Source organism: Streptomyces sp. CC224B, from assembly GCF_030010595.1.
Taxonomy (GTDB): Bacteria; Actinomycetota; Actinomycetes; order Streptomycetales; family Streptomycetaceae; genus Streptomyces; species Streptomyces longispororuber.
On sequence record NZ_JASCXL010000112.1, the window covers coordinates 1 to 19619 of the forward strand.

17 protein-coding genes are annotated in these 19619 nt (G+C 68.5%); 10 read left to right on the forward strand and 7 right to left on the reverse strand.

Features of this window, described 5'->3' with window-relative positions:
- Window positions 1-446: 446 nt before the first annotated feature.
- The 3 genes from cas5 (at window position 447) to QK440_RS32780 (ending at window position 2053) form a co-directional block, all read left to right on the forward strand.
- Entirely contained in the window at window positions 447-659 is a 213-nt protein-coding gene (gene cas5 / locus QK440_RS41490) for a CRISPR-associated protein Cas5 (RefSeq protein WP_349239336.1), read from the forward strand.
- A 316-nt stretch (window positions 660-975) separates the two neighbouring features.
- Window positions 976-1143: a hypothetical protein gene (locus tag QK440_RS32775; protein ID WP_282796904.1), complete on the forward strand. Its 168-nt coding sequence runs from the start codon at window positions 976-978 to the stop codon at window positions 1141-1143.
- A 7-nt stretch (window positions 1144-1150) separates the two neighbouring features.
- Entirely contained in the window at window positions 1151-2053 is a 903-nt protein-coding gene (locus QK440_RS32780; protein ID WP_282796881.1) for a type I-C CRISPR-associated protein Cas8c/Csd1, read from the forward strand.
- Window positions 2054-2268: 215 nt separating this feature from the next.
- On the opposite strand, the gene QK440_RS32785 is transcribed toward QK440_RS32780, so the two are convergent.
- Window positions 2269-2562 (reverse strand): DUF6166 domain-containing protein, encoded by a 294-nt coding sequence (locus QK440_RS32785; protein ID WP_282796882.1) that lies wholly within the window; start codon window positions 2560-2562, stop codon window positions 2269-2271.
- Between the two features lie 282 nt (window positions 2563-2844).
- On the opposite strand from QK440_RS32785, the gene QK440_RS32790 reads away from it, so the two are divergent.
- Window positions 2845-3582 carry a hypothetical protein gene (locus tag QK440_RS32790; protein ID WP_282796883.1) on the forward strand — a complete coding sequence of 246 codons (738 nt, stop codon included), beginning with the start codon at window positions 2845-2847 and terminating at the stop codon, window positions 3580-3582.
- A 53-nt stretch (window positions 3583-3635) separates the two neighbouring features.
- Here the strand turns inward: QK440_RS32790 and QK440_RS32795 are convergent, their stop codons facing one another.
- Window positions 3636-4202: an SMI1/KNR4 family protein gene (locus QK440_RS32795; RefSeq protein WP_282796884.1), complete on the reverse strand. Its 567-nt coding sequence runs from the start codon at window positions 4200-4202 to the stop codon at window positions 3636-3638.
- A gap of 87 nt (window positions 4203-4289) precedes the next feature.
- Complete coding sequence (locus tag QK440_RS32800; protein ID WP_282796885.1) at window positions 4290-6419, reverse strand: hypothetical protein; 2130 nt, start codon at window positions 6417-6419, stop codon at window positions 4290-4292.
- 1028 nt (window positions 6420-7447) lie between these two features.
- Between QK440_RS32800 and QK440_RS32805 the strand changes: the two genes are divergently transcribed.
- A complete protein-coding gene (locus tag QK440_RS32805) occupies window positions 7448-8494 on the forward strand; it encodes a LacI family DNA-binding transcriptional regulator (RefSeq protein ID WP_282796886.1) in 1047 nt (348 codons plus the stop codon).
- 526 nt (window positions 8495-9020) lie between these two features.
- Entirely contained in the window at window positions 9021-9308 is a 288-nt protein-coding gene (locus QK440_RS32810) for a hypothetical protein (RefSeq protein WP_282796887.1), read from the forward strand.
- Between the two features lie 111 nt (window positions 9309-9419).
- On the opposite strand, the gene QK440_RS32815 is transcribed toward QK440_RS32810, so the two are convergent.
- The 3 genes from QK440_RS32815 to QK440_RS32825 all read right to left on the reverse strand — a co-directional run bounded on the left by QK440_RS32815 (window position 9420) and on the right by QK440_RS32825 (window position 11940).
- Window positions 9420-9638, reverse strand: a complete 219-nt coding sequence (locus QK440_RS32815; protein WP_282796888.1) for a hypothetical protein — start codon at window positions 9636-9638, stop codon at window positions 9420-9422.
- Between the two features lie 182 nt (window positions 9639-9820).
- Window positions 9821-10198 (reverse strand): DUF3140 domain-containing protein, encoded by a 378-nt coding sequence (locus QK440_RS32820; RefSeq protein ID WP_282796889.1) that lies wholly within the window; start codon window positions 10196-10198, stop codon window positions 9821-9823.
- 83 nt (window positions 10199-10281) lie between these two features.
- Window positions 10282-11940 (reverse strand): catalase, encoded by a 1659-nt coding sequence (locus tag QK440_RS32825; RefSeq protein WP_282796890.1) that lies wholly within the window; start codon window positions 11938-11940, stop codon window positions 10282-10284.
- Between the two features lie 894 nt (window positions 11941-12834).
- Here QK440_RS32825 and QK440_RS32830 point away from each other — a divergent pair.
- From QK440_RS32830 to QK440_RS32840, 3 genes are read left to right on the forward strand one after another with little or no spacing between them, the layout of a single operon-like run.
- Window positions 12835-13539: a nucleotidyltransferase family protein gene (locus QK440_RS32830; RefSeq protein WP_282796902.1), complete on the forward strand. Its 705-nt coding sequence runs from the start codon at window positions 12835-12837 to the stop codon at window positions 13537-13539.
- The gene (locus QK440_RS32835; RefSeq protein WP_282796891.1) at window positions 13536-13847 is read left to right on the forward strand and encodes a hypothetical protein; all 312 of its coding nucleotides are present in this window, start codon (window positions 13536-13538) and stop codon (window positions 13845-13847) included. Before QK440_RS32830 ends, QK440_RS32835 begins: the two co-directional genes overlap by 4 nt.
- Window positions 13844-14626 (forward strand): metallophosphoesterase, encoded by a 783-nt coding sequence (locus tag QK440_RS32840; protein ID WP_282796892.1) that lies wholly within the window; start codon window positions 13844-13846, stop codon window positions 14624-14626. Before QK440_RS32835 ends, QK440_RS32840 begins: the two co-directional genes overlap by 4 nt.
- A 145-nt stretch (window positions 14627-14771) precedes the next feature.
- On the opposite strand, the gene rph is transcribed toward QK440_RS32840, so the two are convergent.
- Window positions 14772-17372, reverse strand: a complete 2601-nt coding sequence (gene rph / locus QK440_RS32845) for a rifamycin-inactivating phosphotransferase (protein WP_282796893.1) — start codon at window positions 17370-17372, stop codon at window positions 14772-14774.
- A gap of 572 nt (window positions 17373-17944) precedes the next feature.
- Here rph and QK440_RS32850 point away from each other — a divergent pair.
- Window positions 17945-19516: an MFS transporter gene (locus tag QK440_RS32850; RefSeq protein ID WP_282796894.1), complete on the forward strand. Its 1572-nt coding sequence runs from the start codon at window positions 17945-17947 to the stop codon at window positions 19514-19516.
- Window positions 19517-19619 lie beyond the last annotated feature (103 nt).

Sequence of the window (19619 nt, forward strand, 5' to 3'; positions counted from 1 at the left end):
TCGGGGGGAAACCAGTTGCCCCTGAGCCCCGGGGGCAAAATGCTGTTCACCCCGGGTTCAACCGCACCCTCCCCGGGGCCCCCCCCACCATCGCCCCCCCCCCCCCCCCCCCGCGGCCCCGGCCTATTCGACCGAAGCCCTCAAGGCTGCCTGAACCGGCGCAGATTCAGCTCGTGGCGCACAGACGTGCGTGGCTGGCATGCCCATTGCGATGCACGTTCTGAGCCCGCCTGGTCGGTGTCCTGGCACGTGCACGGAACCGGTGTGGGGGCCGAGGCTGGCGCGAAAGAGCCGCTGGTGAGGGGGCGTTGTCAGTGGGGGTGCATATGGTGCGCAGTCATCGCGGCTTCCTCGACGTGGAGGAGGCGTGGTGAGCACCTTGGGGGTTGTGTATGACCGTTCAACGGGTCCCTGTCCCGGTCGGTCGCCGGGGCAATGGGGGATAAGTGTTTCCGGACCTGGTGGTGGAGGTTTCCGGGCCGCTGGCTTGCTTCACCCGGCCTGAGCTGAAGGTGGAGCGGGTCTCGTATCCGGTGATGACTCCGTCGGCTGCGGTTGGGGTGCTGGAGGCGGTCTTCTGGAAGCCGGAGATGGCGTACGTCATCACGGCGGTCGAGGTTTCGAAGCCGGTGGAGTGGACGCAGGTCCGGCGTAACTAGGTGAAGTCCGTGGTCAGTGCCTCGGAGGTCGCCGCGCTGCGGAAGGATCCGAGACGCCGTTACGACGTCGAGAACGACCGGGACCAGCGCAACAGCATGCTCCTGCGGGACGTGCACTACCGGATCCGGGCACAGATTCTGCGTGCGCCGCATGCCCTGGACGTACCGGAGCAGAAGTACCGTGATCAGCTGCGGCGGAGGGTCGATAAGGGGGCCCTGTTTCTCGGAGCCGTATCTCGGCTGCCGGGAGTTCAGTGCGGCGTTCGGGCCGCAGACGGATGCCCAGCCGATCGGGCGGGACGAGGACCTGGGCGTCATGCTGCACTCCATCGCCTACTCCGACTCCGGGGAGCGGTACCGGTGGTTCCACGCCCGGCTGCTGCAGGGGGTGATGCGCGTGCCGCTCGCCCCGCTGGGGGCGGGGGCGGTGGCGATGCCGGCCTCGCCGGGGTGGCGGGCTGATGGCCTGGGTGCGGGGCGGTGAGGGCGGGATGCTGCTGCACCGTCTGACCGAGTACGCCGCGTGTGCCGAGGCGGACAGTGAGCTGCCGCCGCCGTACTACCGGCCCAGGCGGATCCAGTGGATTCTGCGGATCGCGGAGGACGGAAGGTCCGCGGCGTTCGTGGGCCGGCGTCCGGCGAAGGGCGAGAAGGCGCAGGAGACGACCGCTCCGTACGCGTACCGTTCCGGGACGATGCCGCCGCCGTTTTTGATAGTGGACACGGCCCAGTACGTGCTCGCGCTGCCGAAGCAGGTGGTGGGCAAGCCGGTCGCCGAGCGGGCGGCCGAGGACGCATACCGCCGACGTGAGGCGTATGCGGCGCTGCTGCTGGAGTGGGCGGATGCGGCAGTTGGCGATCCGCTCGCCGGCGTGGTGAGGACGTTCGTGACCACTGGTGTCCTGCAGTCGCTCACCGTGCCGGAGGAGATGACGTCGGCCGACGTCATCGCGCTGATGGTCGGAACCACCTGGTTGCACCGGCTGCCAAGCGCGCAGGGAACGTGGGCGTCGGTCGTGCGGTCGCGCAAGTCCGGCAAGGCGGCTGCGGCCCTGTGTCTGGTGTGTGGCAAGGACGGTGAGCTGCTCAGCACCATTCCGGAGAGCATCAAGTCGGGCGCCATTCCGACGGGTGGCCGGGGCCGTGACGCGCAGCTGGTCAGTATCAACGCTGCTGCGCGAGGGCGGGGCAGGGCCATCCAGCTCGTCAACACGCCGGTATGCGAGGGCTGCGGCGGCCGGGCCATGGCTGCTCTCAACCTGTTGCTGGCCAGCGACACGAATCGTCGCCGCACGGCCGACTCGGTCACCGTGTGGTGGACGCAGGAACCGGTCGACGACCGCACAAGCCGGGCGCCGAACTCACCCGCGCCGCCCTGCTCCACGCCCGCATGACCCCGCCCCGCAGCCACTGAGCCGCCCCCTTGCGCACCCCGGGCCTGAGCCACCCCCCTCGTGCCCCGGCCGGCGTCTGGTGGAACGGCATGACCCAGCACGCGAGGGGATGGAGGCACCAGCGGGCGGGGAGAAACACCTTCTCGCCATTGGCGGGTGCGGACCCGGGCAGCGCTGGTCGTCGCTCGTGCAGGAGCGCCAGCGTCCGACCAGGATCAGTAGGAGTCGAAGCCGCAGGTCCAGGGATCGCCCAGGCCCAAGGCGTCGGCGAGGATTGCGTCGGCGGCCCGGGCGGGGCCGGGCCCGCTGTATCCCCAGTTGAACCCGACCAGGGCTTCAGCGTCCTTCGGAACGAGCTGCAGGGGTACACCCTCGCAGTCGACGCCGACGGGGAGCTGTACCTGAGCGACGACGCACGCGGCGGGAGCCGCACGTACATGGAGGGGTGCGCCGCCGACGGGCTTGCCGCCCTCGCCGAACGCGTCGCTGACCTCGTTCTCAGCCTCCACACACCGAGAGCTGAGCACCCCGCCTGCGCCCCGGTCACCGGACCGAGGCGCGCGGCCCTGGAGAACAACCGGGGCCGACGTCTCTTTCCGGCAGGGGGCGACGCAAGCCGCCCTCTGCCGGTCCACTCCCCGGCGAGAGCAACGCCGGAAGACCCGAAGGAACCACCTGATGGCCACTGCCACCGCCCCCGCGACCGCCTCGCCGGCACTCGCCCACAGCGTTGCCAAGCGCCGCCTGCCGCACCGCGACGGCAACGCCTGGAAGGTCGCCCCGTACGCGGCGTGATCGACGACCCGCCCCGCCGCACGCCTCACCCAGGCTGGGCGGCCCGGCGCGCTCATCCTTGCCGCGCACCCTGGCGCACCGACATCGCGTGGCAGCTCGACGACCGCGAGCCGTACGAGCCTGACCTGACCCTCGACCGGATGGCGCCGGAGCCCGTGGTCCGCGAGACCCTGCGGCTTGTCCTGCCGCGCCTGGACGACGCCGCCGCCCTCGCGTACTCCGACCGGCCCACAGAGGCCGAGAACGCCCGGCTGCGGTACCTGGACCTCGTCGGCAGCGCGGTGCGCGCTCAGGGCCCGGCGACGCTGTACCGCGTCGGTGACCAGCCGAACAGTCACATCGTGGCGTGGGGGAATGCCGGAGTGCGGTATGCGGTGACGCTCGTCGGCGCGAACCCTGCGTGCGACCTGACCGTCACCGGCCCCGTCGCATCGGTGGAACGCGTGCTGCCGCTGTTCTTGCCCGAGCCCCCGGCCGCCACGCCCAGGTTCCCGATGCGCTCCATCACCACCCGGCTGGGACGCCGACTGGCCGCGCACCTGGTGCAGTACACCGACGTCGACCAGCTCGACGACGGCGGACTCAGCTTCGGTGCCGCGACCGGCCCGTTCGGGTACATCGCCCCACCCACCGACCCCATCGCCCGCGTCCGCGACACCACGCCCGTGGTCGCCGAGCTGCACGGCGTCGGCGTCGACCACCTGGTCCACCTCGCCCCTGGCCTCGCCCGCTGACTCGCACACATGTGCTGTGCCCGGCCCAGCCAAAACCGGGCGCAAGAGGCACCTCAGTCGTCCGTCCAGACGAGAGTGCCTGGGAAGTCGGGATCCATATAAGTTGCTTCCGACACCGTGCCGTTGGGCAGTTGAGCGATCCAGGGTGACTGAGAGGCAAGCACGTTGCCGACGAACTCAAGCACGCTGGAAAGTGAGGACCAAAGCGGATCGTCGTCCCACTCGTATCCGACCTCTTCCGGGTCCCAACCCCCGATCCGTCCCGTGCGGGTGTCAACGACGAGCTGGCTGACGTTCAGTTCGGCGATGGGAACGACCAGGCGGCTGTCATTGCCCAACCGGTACTCATCGTCCTCCAGCCTGTACCGGAGCGTTCCTAGGTGCTTTCTCTCGATGTCCTGGACGCTGTGGAGCCGGTATCCGATCGGGATGATGTCGGTCGAGCCGGACCCGTTGTGCCGTAACAACGACTGCTCGACGTCCCCTGGGAGTCTCACTCCGATCCGATCATGCAGCTGGTCGAGTTCACGTCTACTGCAGGGACCCGGTAGAGGTTCTGCTTCAGGGGCATGCCGAGCGATCCACCGTTCGATCTTCTCCCACGCCTCATCAACCGACACGTTCCCGCCCCTCACAGTCCGCGAACAGTACAGATGCGCGGTGTCTGCCCCTGTTTCGCAGGAGCAGACACCGCAAGGAATCGGAGGCTATGAGCAGGAGAATACGCCTGCCCGTGGCCTGTGTTTCGCTCGGCATGGCGCCTTTGTTTGTGCGGGTGGCGCCGTAGAGTAACGGAGCTTAGCGTCTGCCCTCGCGACGTTGGTAGACACTAGCCTGAAGGACACGAACCGGGGTTTGTAGATGGTGGGGTCGCGGTAGTGCGCACCGTCCGATACGACGCGGTTGTCGAAGTTGTTCACGTTGTACGAGAGCGTCCACCGGTCTCCGGCGGCCAGCGACGGGTGGACGTGTGCGTTGTACGAGAAGCACTTGCCGTCTTCTTGGCCGGCGACACAGTCTCCGAAGGGTACGGGGCCGCCTTCAGGCATCCGGTACACCTCGTCGTGGTCGACCCAAGATCCGAACGGCCCGTAGGGGTCACAACTGGTCCACATGCGGATCTTTCCGCTGAAGGCCTCCGTCGAGTCCTGGCTGACCAGGACGAAGCTGCCTTTGTGAGGGGTGATGCTGTACTCGTTGGCGATGCCGATGGTGGTGTCGTCCCCTTCGGTCTCGCCGTACATCCAATTATTTGTCGCACCGTTGAGATACTGCCACTTGTCGGCGTCAGCAATGTTGGTTCCCTTGACTCGGGCTACTCTCATGCCTTTGTTGAGGGGTTTGTCGCTGGTGCCGTAGATGTAGGTGTATCCGTCGTCGCTTTGCTCAGCCGACATGACAGCTGAGCCCCATTGCACGCCCGCAGTGGAGGGCAGTGGGGCGATTGACTCTGGTTCCTTCAGGTTGTTCAGGTTGAAGGTAGCGACCATGGAGCTCTTAATTTTGAAGTCCCAGTCACCTTCGCCGAATTTGTGCCATTCATGGAAGATGACCTGCAGGCGCTTCTCGCCCTTGACATCCGCAACAAGGCCGTCACCGAGCCAGTACCAATGCTTTTCTGCGGAAGGAGGTACGAGCGCTTTCGGCGCGCTGTCACTTCCACCAGTGATCGTGGTCAGGTTGTCACCGACCTGCGCGACGAATGAGCTGTTGATCAGCGAGGCGCTCGTTGGTCGCGTTCCGTCTGCATTGAGCGGGCCCATGAAGGTATCGGAGAAGAGCCACAGCCGTCTGCCGTCAGGTAGCGTCACTGAGTAAGTGGAGTCGCCCCCCGTCCACCCATCGCGCGTGGTGCTGGCGTACTTGTTGAAGACGTCCTCCGGATACGCCTTCGGCTCTGCCTGCTTGGCCTCGAGCATGCCGGCAGAAGAGCACTGGTGGTATTGCACGGGAGCCGCGATACCGCTGGGTCTATTTGGGCCGTTATAGTCACCCCCGGACGGCGTGATGAGGTGAACCCAGTATTTATCTCCGTTCAGGATACGCTGAGTTCCGTAGAAGGCTTGGAGATGTCTCCCCGCGTCTCCATTATGGGTAGCCCTGATTGGCTTGACGGAGAAGTGCTTGTAACCGTCATTCCCGGGCCCTCCGGCGCCGGTCGCCGAGCCCTCATGGGTCGAGGCGTACGGGTATTCGTCACATTGCCGATCGTGGTCCAGCGCTGTTGCATATCCGGCCCCGAAGTACTTGACGCACTGACGTCTCGTTTTTCGCTGATTGGAATCCTTGGTTTTACCGTTCGCGGCCTTCCCGTACAGGCGTGTGAGCGGGGTTCCGCTCTTCGGAGACCCGGGGATCACCTTCGTGTACCTGGACGACGGCTTGGTCTTTTCAGGGCGGTTCTGCGCCAACCAGACATGGTCTGTCTGCTCGACCCACTGAGGCCGCGAGTCGAACCGGTAAGTGACAGGTTTCCCATCGTCGAAGACGCACCCGTGCGCTTTATATACGTAGGTGGCCGAGTCGCAGCGGAAGGGAGTCCCTTCAAGCACAGTCTCCCTGGGAGTGTGACCCGTCTTACTGAGAGTCGACTTGAGATCGAAATTGTACTCCGCCTTCTTTTCCCCCGTCAGGCCGTCTGGGGGAGAGAAGAATGTTATCCATTCGGTCGAGTTCGTGCCTTCGCTCCAATTGCGAAGGGTGTCTTCACGCCCACCGCTGACGTGACATGCCTGCCCCGATTTTTTGTGACAGATACCCTCCATATTCAGTTTGATATCCCAGGGCGGTCGTGGACCGGTCGCCTTCCACTCGTCCAGCACGATCCATAGTTCCATTTTGCGGTCTTTCTCGGACGAATCTTGACGCGCTATACCCATGACAGAGATTCGCCACTCGATCGCGCCGTCACGCTGACATAGCGGCGGGTTGGGGCGGCACGTGGTTTCCACTGCTTCACCCCCGGTGACCAAGCACCATATATCCCGGTCCAGTACTTTGCTTTTCGAATTTCCGGGATACGGAGTGTTTCTGCATGCTTCCATACTCGGCTGCGCTAACCTGGTCGACGACTTTCGCTTTGCATAGTCAGGGAGATATCGGGCAGCGTGACGGGATACAGCCTTTATCTCCTCTGGCGTTTCCTTACGCTTCAGAGAGAAGTCGTAGGTGCCATTCTCGCGGCTCGCATCCTTCCCACTCCGCTCCGCCTGAGTCCCCCAATTGAGCGCAATGCTACGACGCACCTCGGTCCCACTGGATGCCTGCGCCGTCGAAAACGAGCACGCCGCAGCTAACACCGCCAGAACCAAGAGAACCAGCAGTGGTCTTTTTCGTTTCATTTTTGCCCCTCGCAAAATTCACTTGCAGCCATCGAAGATGCGCGCAAGAGCGAATCCCTTCTCGCAGTTGCTCAAGGCGCCGACTGCGGAAAGTCAGTACCGATTGCAGACCGTGGAGGCTTGACAGCTCGCCGGTTAGTCGAGGCCGGTCCCACGACGCCCCCACCGCAGGGGACTTTACGCTCGCTAAGGAGCGATCGGAACCCGCCCTCTGGATCCCATGCAAGAACCGCTCAATTTCAGCCTCCTTAGAGCGCAGCTAGAGCCTCATACTTCCTGGTGACAACCGCGCAGCAAGGAACTTTGCAGGTACACGAAGGTTTCGGTGCTACTGGCGGATGGCTTGAATCAGAAACAAGTCTTTGCATATGGAACGTTGCATTTAACCTAGACTTGCCCGGCTTGAGCCATTGCTTGACAACTACACTCGGACTGCCATTCGGCTACGGTCGCAGTGGTCGGCGCGGTTGCGCGACCGAACTTGCCGTCGCCAGGGCCGCGTCCAGTCCCCTAAGCTCAAATGCGTGTCTCTCGAAGGAGCAAAGCCGACACTGCGCGATGTCGCATCGCTGGCCGGGGTGAGCACGATGACGGTTTCGAGGGTGCTCCACGACGCTTCAAAGGTGTCGCCCGTAGCCCGTCAGCGGGTGCTCGCTGCCGTCGCCACGTGTGGCTACCGCCCAAACGAGCTGGCAAGAAGCCTGCGCCGCCGCAACGGCACCGGTTTGATCGGCCTGCTCGTTCCCGATCTATCTCGTAACCACTGTTCTCGACTCGCGGTTGGAGTGGAGGAGCAGGCCTCACGACATCGTTTGAGAGTCATTGTCAGCAGCACGGGACAGAGCGAAGCCAAGGAGAAGACACTGGTCGACGAACTGCTTGGTCGACGCGTGGATGGCATCATCGCCGTCCCGTCTGGGGGCGGCCAACAGCACCTCGTCGCAGCGGTGGATGCGGATATGCCCGTAGTGCTCGCTGAGCGCCCACCGGAAGGCTTCACAACCGACTGTGTATTGGTCGACGGCTTCAGCGGTGCCCGCGACGCCACGCTGTCGCTCTTACTCCGGGGCCACCACCGCATCGGCCTTCTCACCACAGCAGTCGCCGAGCATATGGGCGTCGAAAGCCTTCGCGGGTACATGGCAGTTATGAACAGTGCCAACCTGCCCACGGGTGATTTGGTAAGACGGTACCCAAAAACGCCCGGCGAAGCCGAACGCGCCGCAGCCGGCCTGCTCGCTCTCCTCGAGCCACCCACTGCTCTCCTGTGCTCTGACCCTGTTGCCACAGCCAGCGCTCTTCGAGCAGTGCAGCATCGAGGAATGAAGACCGACATAGTCGGCTTTCTCGATTCCGAACTCGCAGCCGATCTCCCCATCTCCGCCGTCACTTACGATGCCGAGGAACTTGGCCGGGCAGCATGCCGCTTCCTGGTCGACCGCATGCAAGACAGAAAGGACAGCATCGCTAGCAGCAGCACACGCACCGCACCACGACCCCCCTGCCGCCTGCTTGTACCAACTCGTCTGCTGCTGAACGCGGCCTGGAGCGGCGGCGGGTCACCCCTATAGCCCCCCCCCGGGGGGCACCTTTGGCTGGCGGCGAGATCTGGAGCCCTGAGCATGGCCGACGACCACCAATACACTTTCGTGGTCTCCCGCCCGCTCCTTCGCCGAGTCGGCTTCCGGTGCCGGCCGTGGCCCGGCCCCAATCCAAGCGGACGGTCCCAGTGGGCAGGCTCCAACTTCCCCGGTTGTGACGGGTAGGGCAGAGCCATCAGGGCCGTCACGTCGTCGACGATGCCAACCGTCTCCCGTTGTGTGCCCGTCCATTACTGCATTACCCGAGGGGCGTTGTGGGTTGACACGAGCGCCGCGGTGCGGCCCCTGTCCGAGCGGCACAAACCGCAGCTCCCCCTTTGAGGCGGCCTGGCGCTCTGGCGTCTGCGTGCCCAGCCCTCCAACGGCTCCTCGTGCATCGCAGCATGGTGGTGCAGTCGTGCCCGCGCCCGCCACCCTTGCCCAACGCCCTTGGAGCGACATAAGCCCCTGTCCGCGGCCATCGTGCGGCGTCCCAGTCCCACTCGGAAGGAACGCCATGAAGGCTCCAGCGCCCTCTCACCGCACGGTCGTCCTCCTCGTCAGCGTCGTCCTCGTCATCGCGGGCGCCGTCGTCGCCTCCATCACCGTGCTCGGTGGCAGCACCATGCCCAACCTCGAGTCACCCCGTCGACCCGCCGCCCAGACGCCTGACGCCCCGAAGCGCGATCCGAGTGCTGACCCGACCTCGGAAACGAGATGCCTGCTGTACGACTTTGAGTGCCAGGCCGAAGGCGGCTCCGCCGTCGTCCCGCGGCGCCGCGTGACTTCACCAGCCACCTGCTGAGCAGCCAATCCAGACCGGCGCGGCGCCCCGGCTCCGCCCCGAGCCGCGTTCTGGTCGGAGCCGCCACGCGCGTCGGCTTCAGTTTCCGGCGAGCAGGTGTTGCTGCCGGTTTTAGACCAGGCCGCGCCAGGCGGAACGGACGTCGGCCTCGCTCGTGGTCCAGCGCGTGGCCGAAGGCTCCGGCAGGGGCAGTCCAGCCATGAAATGGGCGATGTCGACGAAGTAGGCGAAGCCGCCGGTCGCAGAGAGGGTATGGAGTCGGCCGATGGTGGCAGCCAGGGCCTGGTGCTCACCGCGGACGGCGTGGTGAAAGGCGAGGGCAAGCTCCACGAACCGGTGGAGGAAGGGCAGCCCGGCGCTGTCGACGTCTGCGCGCGGGCAGTCTCCGGCGGCCTTCCTCCTCGTCGGTCCACTGCCCGGAGGCCGCTACCGCGTACGCCTTGCGCCGGGCCACGCGCGCCTCCTTCCCGCCGTCGCTCCCGCGGTACGGCTCCGGCCCCGGCGGCGTGCCGTCACCGGTGCCGGGCGCGGGTGGCTCCCGCGTCGGAGGCCGGTGGCTTCAGCGGGTCGTGGCCGAGGGTCATCAGGCGGTGGCGCCAGTGCGGCTGCCCGGCGGTGGGCTCCAGGTCGGCGCCGCGCTCGGCCGTGACGGTGTCGACGACCTTCCGCATGACGCGGGCGTCGTCGTCGGTGAGGTCGACGCGGCGCTTGCCGAGGATCTCCAGGACCCGCCTGCCGTTCTCGGTGCCCGCCTGGTCGGGCAGTTCCTCGGTGTCCTCGCCGGCGAAGCGGGTCTTGAGCCAGTCGCCCAGCTCGCGCGAGGTCATGTTCACCACCGCGTGGAACTCCTCCCACAGCTCGTCCAGCTCGGACGCGGGGATGTCTGCCATGGTCTTGTCTTCTCCTTGCTCCCGTCGTGCCGGCGCCGTGGTGCCGGCGCGCTCGTGCGGTGCCGTGTGCGCGGTGCGGTCCGTCAGCGCGTCACGACGTGCCGTTCGTCGGGGACGCAGTGCGTCATGGTCAGGCCGTTGACGTCCCGGGGCGGGTTGTCGCCCAGGTTGGCGAGGCGCTTGCGGTCCTCGTCGGTGAGATCCTGGCTGGCCAGGGGTTCGAGGTGGGCCACGTCCCGCGGGCCGATGCCGAGGCCCTCGCCGATCTTCAGGCCGAGCTCGTTCTCCACCAGCAGGAAGTGCCACACCATCCGCTCCTGCACCGCGCGGTCGCACTGTCCCAGGAGGGTGATCAGGTTGTGCACGAGGTCGTCGCGCTCCCACTGCTCCATCAGCAGGTAGCGCTGCCCCGCCTGGAGGTAGTCGTTGGTGCGCGGGATGCGCTTGCGGGTGAGGCGGCCGTGGATCTCCGGGCCCTGCTCGTCGTGGGTCGGGTACTGGGCCTCGCGCAGCCCCCCGGTGATCGAGGGCTCGTAGTTGACGATCGGGTTCTCGCCCGCGCCGTCGACGTGGTACGTCATCTGGCCGTCGCGCTGGTTGGTGCGGACGTCGGCGTTCTTGGCTTGGTTGACCGGCAGTTGCAGGTAGTTCGGGCCGACCCGGTACCGCTGGGTGTCGCTGTAGGAGAAGGTGCGGCCGACGAGCATCTTGTCGTCGGAGAAGTCGAGCCCGTCCACCAGGACGCCGGTGCCGAAGGAGATCTGCTCGTTCTCCGCGAAGTAGTTCCGCGGCATCCGGTCGAGCACCATCCGGCCCACCGGCTTGGGCGGGAACTCCTGCTCGGGCCAGGTCTTGGTGTCGTCGAGGGGGTCGAAGTCCAGCTCCGGGTGGTCGTGGTCCTCCATGACCTGGACCAGCAGCTCCCACTCGGGGTAGTCGCCCCGCTCCACGGCCTCGTACAGGTCCTTGGTGGCGTGTCCGAGGTTCTCCGCCTGTACGTTGGCGGCGTCCTCCTCGGTCATGCTGCGGACGCCCTGCTTGGGCATCCAGTGGTACTTGACCAGGAGGGTCTCGCCCTGCTCGTTGACCCACTTGTACGTGTTGACGCCGAAGCCCTGCATATGGCGGTAGTCGGACGGGATACCGCGCGGGCTGAACAGGTTGACCAGCATGTGCATGCTCTCGGGCGTCTGCGACATGAAGTCGAAGATGCGGCGCGGCTGCTGCTCGAACGTCACCGGGTCCGGCTTGAGGGCGTGGATGACGTCCGGGAACTTGATCGCGTCCCGGATGAAGAAGACGCCCAGGTTGTTGCCGACGAGGTCCCAGTTGCCGTCCTCGGTGTAGAACTTCACGGCGAAGCCGCGCGGGTCCCGGGCGGCCTCGGAGGAGTCCCGTCCGCCGATCACGGTGGAGAAGCGCACGGCCACGTCGGTGCGCTTGCCGCGCTCCTGGAACAGCTTGGCGCGGGTGAAGCGGCTGATGGGCTCGTCACCCCAGGCCCCGTACGCCTCGAAGTAGCCGTACGCGGTCACGCCGCGGGCGTGGACCACGCGCTCCGGGATGCGTTCGCGGTCGAAGTGACTGATCTTCTCGAGGAACTGGTAGTTCTCCAGCGTCGCCGGGCCGCGGGCGCCGACCGTGCGCTGGTTCTGGTTGTCGTAGACCGGGTGGCCCTGGCGGTTGGTGAGGACCTTCCGGTCGTCGTCCGGGGCGGGGCCCTTGCTCGATACGTCCGTCACGTGCGTCGACTCCTCCGACTGAGATGTTCGTTTCCACCGCTCTGCACAAGAACGCGAGTAATGTCCTTCCCGTCGCATCCGGCCTTGTCACCGGAAAGCAGCCGATCAGCTCTCGCGGCCCGGGTCACCCGCCGACGGGGGCGTAAAACGGGTGAGGCGCGAACATTCGGTTCCGGCCGCCCTTTCCCGTGCCGCCGCGCCCCGCGGAGCCGTACGGTCCCCCGCCTATGGAGCCGGTACGGGGCCGCCTCGTCGGGACGTCCGCGCGGCCCGGTTCGCCCATCCGGTCTACTCGGGCCGCACCGGGGCGCCGCGCGGTCCCCGCCGTGGCGTCGGCGCGCTCCGGGCCCCGGGTTTTCCTGATCAGCCGGGCCCTCGGCGGCGCGCGCCCGGGAGCGGGCCCGTCGGCGGAGGTCACGTCCGTACCCCGCCCCGGCTCGACGCTGGCGTGATTGAGCGCCCCGCCCGGGGAAACTCGTAGGACCATCAGCCCGTCCGCGAGGCCGGTCCCCCAAGGCCAGTCCCTGGGGCCGCCCCGAGGTACGCACACGGGCCGTCAGCCCGTCCCGGAAGGAGGCCGATGAGTACGCCACCCAACGACCCGACGCCGCCCAGCCCCACCCCGGCACCCGGTCCCACGCCTCCCTCGCCCGGACCGGCACCGGGCCCCGTGCCCGCCCCCGGTCCCGACCCCGTGCCCCCGGCGCCGCCGCGGCCCGGGCCCGACCCGGTGCCCCCGACGCCCCGGCCCGATCCGTATCCCGAGCCGGGACCGGCGCCCGGGCCCCTCCCGGGGTCCGCGTCCGCCTCCCCGGTGACCACGGAGGAGCAGTGACACACCACTCGGAGGACGCCGTGCGGGACGCGCCGGGCGACGTCCCGGACCTGCGCGCGGTGACGGGACCGCTGTCCGAGGCGAGCCACCGGCACGAACGGGCCCCCTCGGAGCTCCCGCCCGACCGCAACCAGGCCATCCTGGAGGCCACCAAACAGGTCGCCGCCCTCCTCAAGCGGCACGGGCACGACTTCGCCCTCGCGGGCAGCGTGGCCGTCTACGCGCACGGCGGCACGGGCAACCTCCAGCACGACGCCGACTTCTGCATCAAGCCGGAGGACGCCGAAACCGTCGCCGCCACGCTGGCGGAGGCCGGTCTGAAGGTCTACACGCCCCCCGAGGACTGGCTCCTGAAGGCCAAGTGCCTGGGGCAGGACATCGACCTCATCTACCGCCTGGCCGGCCAGCCGGTCTCCTCGGACCTCCTGGGCAGGGCCCACGAGCTGAGGGTGGACTCGGTGGCCATGCCCGTCCTCGCCCCGACCGACCTGCTGCGCAGTCTGCTCGGCGCCTTCTCCGAGCACCACTGCGACTTCGGTGCCGTCCTGCCGATCGCGCGGCTGCTGCGCGAGAAGGTCGACTGGGAGGGCATCCGCCGCGAGTGGGGCGAGCAGCCCATGCCGGCCGCGTTCCTGTTCCTGCTGGAGCGGCTGGCGATCATCGCACCGCGGACGGAGCAGGCCCCGGCGCGGACGGGCCCCTCGGAGGGACCGTCCCGGGGGACACCGCCGCCCGCGGGCCCACCACCCGGAGGACACCGATGACCGGCCACGACACAGCGCGGCAGCACACCCAGAACGCGGGCAACACGCGGGGTGCCCCGAGCGAGCAGAACATCGAGTACCGCATCGCCCACCTGCGCGAGCGGCTCGCGGCGGAGGAGCCGGCCGAACTGGGCGTGCGCGTCGAGGCGCGCGGCGCCTGCGTGGTGGTCACCGGGACCGTGCCGACCACCCACTGCCGCGAGGAGCTGCTGCGCACCGTGAACGAGGAACTCGTCGGCCTGACCGTCCGGTACGACGTCATCGTGGCCGGGACAGCGGCCCCCGACCACCCGGAGGAAGTGTCATGATCCGCGTCGCCGCCGTGGGGGACATCCACCTCGGACCCGACAGCGCGGGCCTCCTCAGGCCCGCCTTCGACACCCTGCCCGACTGCGCGGACCTGCTGCTCCTGGCCGGGGACCTGACCCGGCACGGCACCGTGGAGGAGGCGCGCGTCGTCGCCGAGGAGGTGTCCGGGCTCGCCGTGCCGGTCGTCGCCGTGCTCGGCAACCACGACCACCACGACGAGCGGCCGGAGGAGGTCACCGCCGTGCTGCGGGACGCGGGCGTGCACGTGCTCGAAGGGCAGGCGACGGTCCTGGAGGTCGGTGGCGAACGCGTGGGCGTCGCCGGCACCAAGGGCTTCGGCGGCGGGTTCGTGGGGCGCAGCGGCAGCGAGTTCGGCGAGCGGATGATGAAGGACTTCATCCGGTACACCCGGCGCTGCGCCGACGGGCTGCGGACGTCCCTGGAGGAGCTGGCCGAGGAGGGGTGCGGGACCCGCGTCGCGCTGACGCACTTCTCCCCCGTACCGGAGACGCTCGCCGGTGAGCCGCCGGAGATCTATCCCTTTCTCGGCAGCTATCTGCTGGCCGAGGCCATCGACACGGCGGGCGCGGACCTCGCCCTCCACGGCCACGCCCACGCGGGCACCGAGCACGGCATGACCAGCGGCGGCGTACCGGTCCGCAACGTGGCCCAGCCCGTCATCCGCCGGGCGTTCAACGTGTACCACCTGAACGCCCAGGACGGTGAGGGCAGTCACCGGGACGGCTCGCGGTCCGGCCTGCGCGTACGGACGGCGTGACGCGTCGCGGCGCGCCGGGCGCCCACCCAGGGCACCGCTTGCCGTGGGTGGGCGCCGGGCGCGCCGTGGCGGCCCCAAAGGTCGGGACACGGGTGCCGGCGCCGGACGAGGGCGGTGCCGGTGCGGTCTCCCGGGCCGCCACCGGTCAGGAGAGCAGTTCGACGTAGCCGTCGGTGCCGTGGACGCGGATGCGCCGGCCGTCCCGGATCAGGCGGGTGGCCCGGTCCACGCCCACGACCGCCGGCAGGCCGTACTCCCGGGCGATGACCGCGCCGTGGGTCATCAGGCCGCCCACCTCCGTCACCAGGCCCTTGATGCCGACGAACAGCGGCGACCAGCTCGGGTCCGTGTAGGCCGTGACCAGGATGTCGCCCTCTTCGAGATCGGCCCGCGCGATGTCCAGGATCACGCGGGCCCGCCCTTCGACGGTCCCGGCGGAGACCGGCAGGCCCAACAGGGCGCCGGCCGGGGCGTCGTCGCGTCGGTACGCCCCGTTGAGGGTCTCACCGTCCGAGGTGAGCACCCGGGGCGGGGTCAGCGCCTGGTACGCGTGGAACGCGTCCTTGCGCCGCCGGATCAGCTCGGCGTCCGCCCGGTGCGAGCGCGCGGCCTCGTGCAGTTCCTCGAAGGTGAGGAAGAAGGCGTCCTCCCGCTCGGTGAGCACGCCGGCCCGCACGAGCCGTTCGGCCTCGGCGAGCAGGGCCCGCCGGTAGACGAAGTAGCGGCTGACGATGCCGTACTTCGGGTACTCCCGGTAGCCGATGAAGGTGCGCACCCGGTCGATCATCCGCTTGGTCTCGGCGGCCCTCCGCTCCCCGTCCGGCAGGGCCCGCAGGCGGGACAGCACGTCCTGTTCCTTCCGCAGCGCCTTCTGCCGGCCCTCCTCGAAACGCCGCCCGGCGGCGCCCGGCGGGAAGTTGCGGACGTTGTCGAGGATCGCGGGCACGAGGGCGGCGGGCTGTTCCCGCCAGCGCGGCCGCGTGATGTCGATCTCGCCGACGCAGCGCACCCCGTAGCGGTCGAGGTAGCTCTCGACGGCGTCGCGCGCTTCGGGTCCGCCGGGGAGTTCCGCCAGGTCGTCGAGGAAGTCGTCGTCCTCGACGCCCTGCAGGAACGCCACCACCTCCGGATGCGGGCGGACGGCGTCCGCGACGTCCAGCAGCGCGAGGCCCATCTCCGAGGTGATGTTGCCGGGGGCGGACAGCGTGAGCGTGTCGGCCGCGTTCTTCTCCCCCAGCCAGTCCCGCAGGTGGTCGTTGAGCCACCAGGTGGCCTCCATGCCCGCCATGAGCACCTGCATGCTCAGCGGGTCGCTCAGGACGCGTTTGTGCTCCTCGAAGGCCTCAAGCAGGAAGTCGAACAGCTCCGGCCCGGTCTGCGTACGGATGTCGCGTTCCAGCGCGGCGACGGACGTCTCGCTGCGCCGGACCAGCTCGGTGACCAGGGCCGGATCGGTGTCGACCGGGGCGGGGGCGCCGCCTCCGGCCGGTGGCCCGCCGGGTCCTGTGCCGGGGAGCGAGGGGATGAAGTCGCCGCGGTCGAGGAGCGTCCGCAGCGCGTCCGCGATCAACGGGTCGCCGCGCTCCAGCAGGTCGAGGAGGGGGTCGCGGCTCGCGGGTGCGGCCAGGCGCGCGGTGACGTCCACGAACAGCCGCCCGCCGGCCTCGTGCATCGGCACCATGGCCGTCCTCCGCCACAGTGAGAGGCCGAGGGGCTTCATGGCGTCGGTCATCATCTGCTGGTGCCCGACGGAGACGTAGACGTGGTTCTCCTGGTCGTCGGCCTCGGGGACGGGGAACAGCGTGGTGACGGGCCGGCTCTGCACGATGTGGAAGCCGTCGCCGTCCAGGCACCATTCGATGTCCTGGGGGCGGCCGAAGTGCGCCTCGATCCGCCGCCCGAGCTGTACGAGCCGTACGACCTGGGCGTCCGTCAGCGCCGGCTGCTCCTGCTGCCGCGCGTCGACGACGACGTCCCGGGTGCCGCCGGTCGGCAGGGCGTGGACGGCGCGCTGTTTGGCGGCGATCGTCCTGTCGACGATCTCGCCGTCCCGCACCGTGAAGCGGTCCGGGTTCACCAGTCCGGAGACCAGGGCCTCGCCGAGGCCGAACCCGGCGTCCACGGTGGCGGTCCTCCGGTGGCCGGTGACGGGGTCGGCCGTGAACAGGATGCCGGACGCCTCGGGGAAGACCATCCGCTGCACGACCACGGCCATGTGCACGGCGCGGTGGCCGATGCCCTGCCTGAGCCGGTAGGTGACGGCCCGTTCGGTGAACAGCGAGGCCCAGCACCGGCTCACGTGCTCCAGGACCGCCTCCGGGCCTACGACGTTCAGGTACGTGTCCTGCTGTCCGGCGAAGGACGCCGTCGGCAGGTCCTCCGCCGTGGCGCTGGAGCGGACGGCGTAGGCGGCGTGCTCGCCGAAGCGGGTGAGGGCGCGGGTGACCGCCTCCACGACGCCGTCCGGGACGGCGGTCTTCTCGACGGCACGGCGGAGCCGGGCACTGAGCGTGCGGATCGCCTCCCGGTCGTCCGGGTCGACCCGCGACAGCTCGTCGAGCTGTTCGTCGAGCGACGGCACCTGGGCCACGGCCTGCCGGAAGGCGTCCGTCGTCACGCAGAAGCCGGCCGGCACCCGGATCCCCTCGATCCGCGACAGCTCCCCCAGGTGCGCCGCCTTGCCGCCGACCACCGCGACGTGGGCCCCGGCGACCTCCCCGAGGTCCACCACGTACTGCTCGTTCATCGCGCCGCCTCCCAGGACCACCGCGCCGCCGCTCCCCCACACGTCGACCACCGCACACACACGTTCGCGTTCCTCGTTTCCGCAGGTCGTCAGGTACGGCCGCCGATTCTCCGCCCTGGCGGGGGCCTTGTGGCAAGCCCCCCGGTGCGCTATAAGTTGAGCATGGCAAGGAGAACTCTCTCCTTGCCTTTCGTGTTTCCGGGGGACCGCGCGCCTCAGGCACTGCAGTTTCCGGGGCGGTGGTTGCGGCTGTGGCCGGGGTGCCGGCGGACGGCTGCCGACGGTGGCTGCCGGAGGAGGGCCGACCGGGATCGGTCGGATTCCTTGGCGTGAAGCAGGCGCACCGGCGGGCATGAAATCCGCTCAGCCGCAAGTCTCGGCAGGGGACGAATTCCGGTAACTCGCGCATGCACCCGAGGGCACAAAATTACTCGGTCCGCAAATGCGGCAGAGGGCATAAGAGTCGTCCACACGCAACAGCCTTGCGGAGAAATTCCGAGCTTGACGGCGTTCTTGAGTTTGCTTATGGTCCAGCGGTCCAGATTTTCGCCGCCTCTTATCCGAAGGTGTTCATGACCACGCCGCCAACGTTGCCGAAGGTCCGGCAGCAGTTGATTCTTGCCGTTCTCATGTTGTGTTCGCTGCTGATTTGGCTGGACAACACCGTTCTGAGTACCACCCTGGAGACCCTCGCGGACCCGGACCGCGGGCTGGGGGCCGATCCCGGTGAGCTGCAGTGGGCGACCGGTTCGTACACGCTGGCCTTTGCCACCCTGATGTTCACCGCGGGCGCGCTGGGCGATCGGTTCGGCCACCGGACCGTGTTCTCCGGTGGGTTGGTGATCTTCGCCGGGTCCTCGCTGTGGGCGGCGTACGCCGGCGGTGCGGGCCAGCTCATTGCCGCGCGGGCCGCGATGGGGGTCGGCAGCGCGCTGATCACGCCCGCCATGATGGCCCTTCTCATGTGGACCTTCACCGGCCCCGAGCGGGCTGCCGCGATCGGCATCTTCTCGACGTCGGCCGGTGTCGGAATGGCCGCCGGTCCGGTGCTGGCGGGTTTCCTGCTCGACCATTTCTGGTGGGGCTCGGTCTTTCTGATCAATGTCCCGGTCACGGTACTGGCGCTGATCGGGCTCGCCGTGCTCGTTCCGAATTTCCGCAGCCCTGCTCGGCGGCCGCTGGACCCCGCCGGAATGCTGCTGTCGATCGGCGGGCTGGTGGCGTTGGCTTACGGGCTGATCCGGGCAGGGCAGGTCACGGCGTGGGGTCGTACCGACGTCTGGGCGCCTGTCGTCGCCGGTCTGGTTCTGCTGGCCGTTTTCGTCCTCGTCGAGCTGCGCGCCAAGGTGCCCAGCTTCAATCCGCGGCTGCTCGCGCAACGCGCGTTCGGTGGCGGCAACGCGGCCCTCGGACTGCTGCTTTTCGGGGTGGCCGCCATCACTTTCTACAGTGCTTTCTACCTGCAAGGGGCGCTCGGGTTCTCACCGATGAAGGCGGGCCTGGCCAATATCCCGACCGCCCTGGGCGCGCTCGCGGGGGCGCCCCTCGCCACACGCCTGGTGCGCCGCCTGCCGCTCCGCGTGGTCACCGTGCCGGCTTTCACCGTGGCGGCGCTGAGCATGGGCGGGTACGTATTCCTCGGGCTCCACACTCCCCTCGTCTGGATCGAGGTCCTGCTGCTGGTGCAGGGCCTCTCGATCGGCATGGTGATCGGCCCCGTGACGGCCGCGTTGGTCAGCGACCTGCCGTTGGACCAGGCCGGAGCGGGATCGGCCGTCACCAACACCGTGCGCCAGACCGGCAGCGTCATCGGGATCGCGGTAGGCGGCACGATCATGTCGATCGTGTACCGCCGTGCGATCGAGCCTTCGCTGGCGGGTGCACCCGGTCCGGTGCGGGAGCAGGCGCGGGTCTCCGCCGAACAGGCCCGTCACGTCGCCGCCGCCACACACCGGCCCGCTCTCGCTCGGGCTGCTGACGACGCGTTCATCCACGCCATGCACGTCGGCGCGGGCTGGATCGCGGTGATCGCGCTCCTCGGAGCCGCTGTGCTGCTCATTGCCCTGCCCGCCGCCGGAAGGAAGAAGGGGTCGGCACCGGAGCCTGACCATGCGCAGGGTGTCGGCAGGGCCCGGGTGAGGTGACGGGATGTCGCGCATGCGTCAGGTGACGCGTTGACCCGGCAACGCCACCGCGGTTGCATGCCTGAAGGCCCTTCAGGGGAGCTCCGGAGAGGGGCCGTCACTC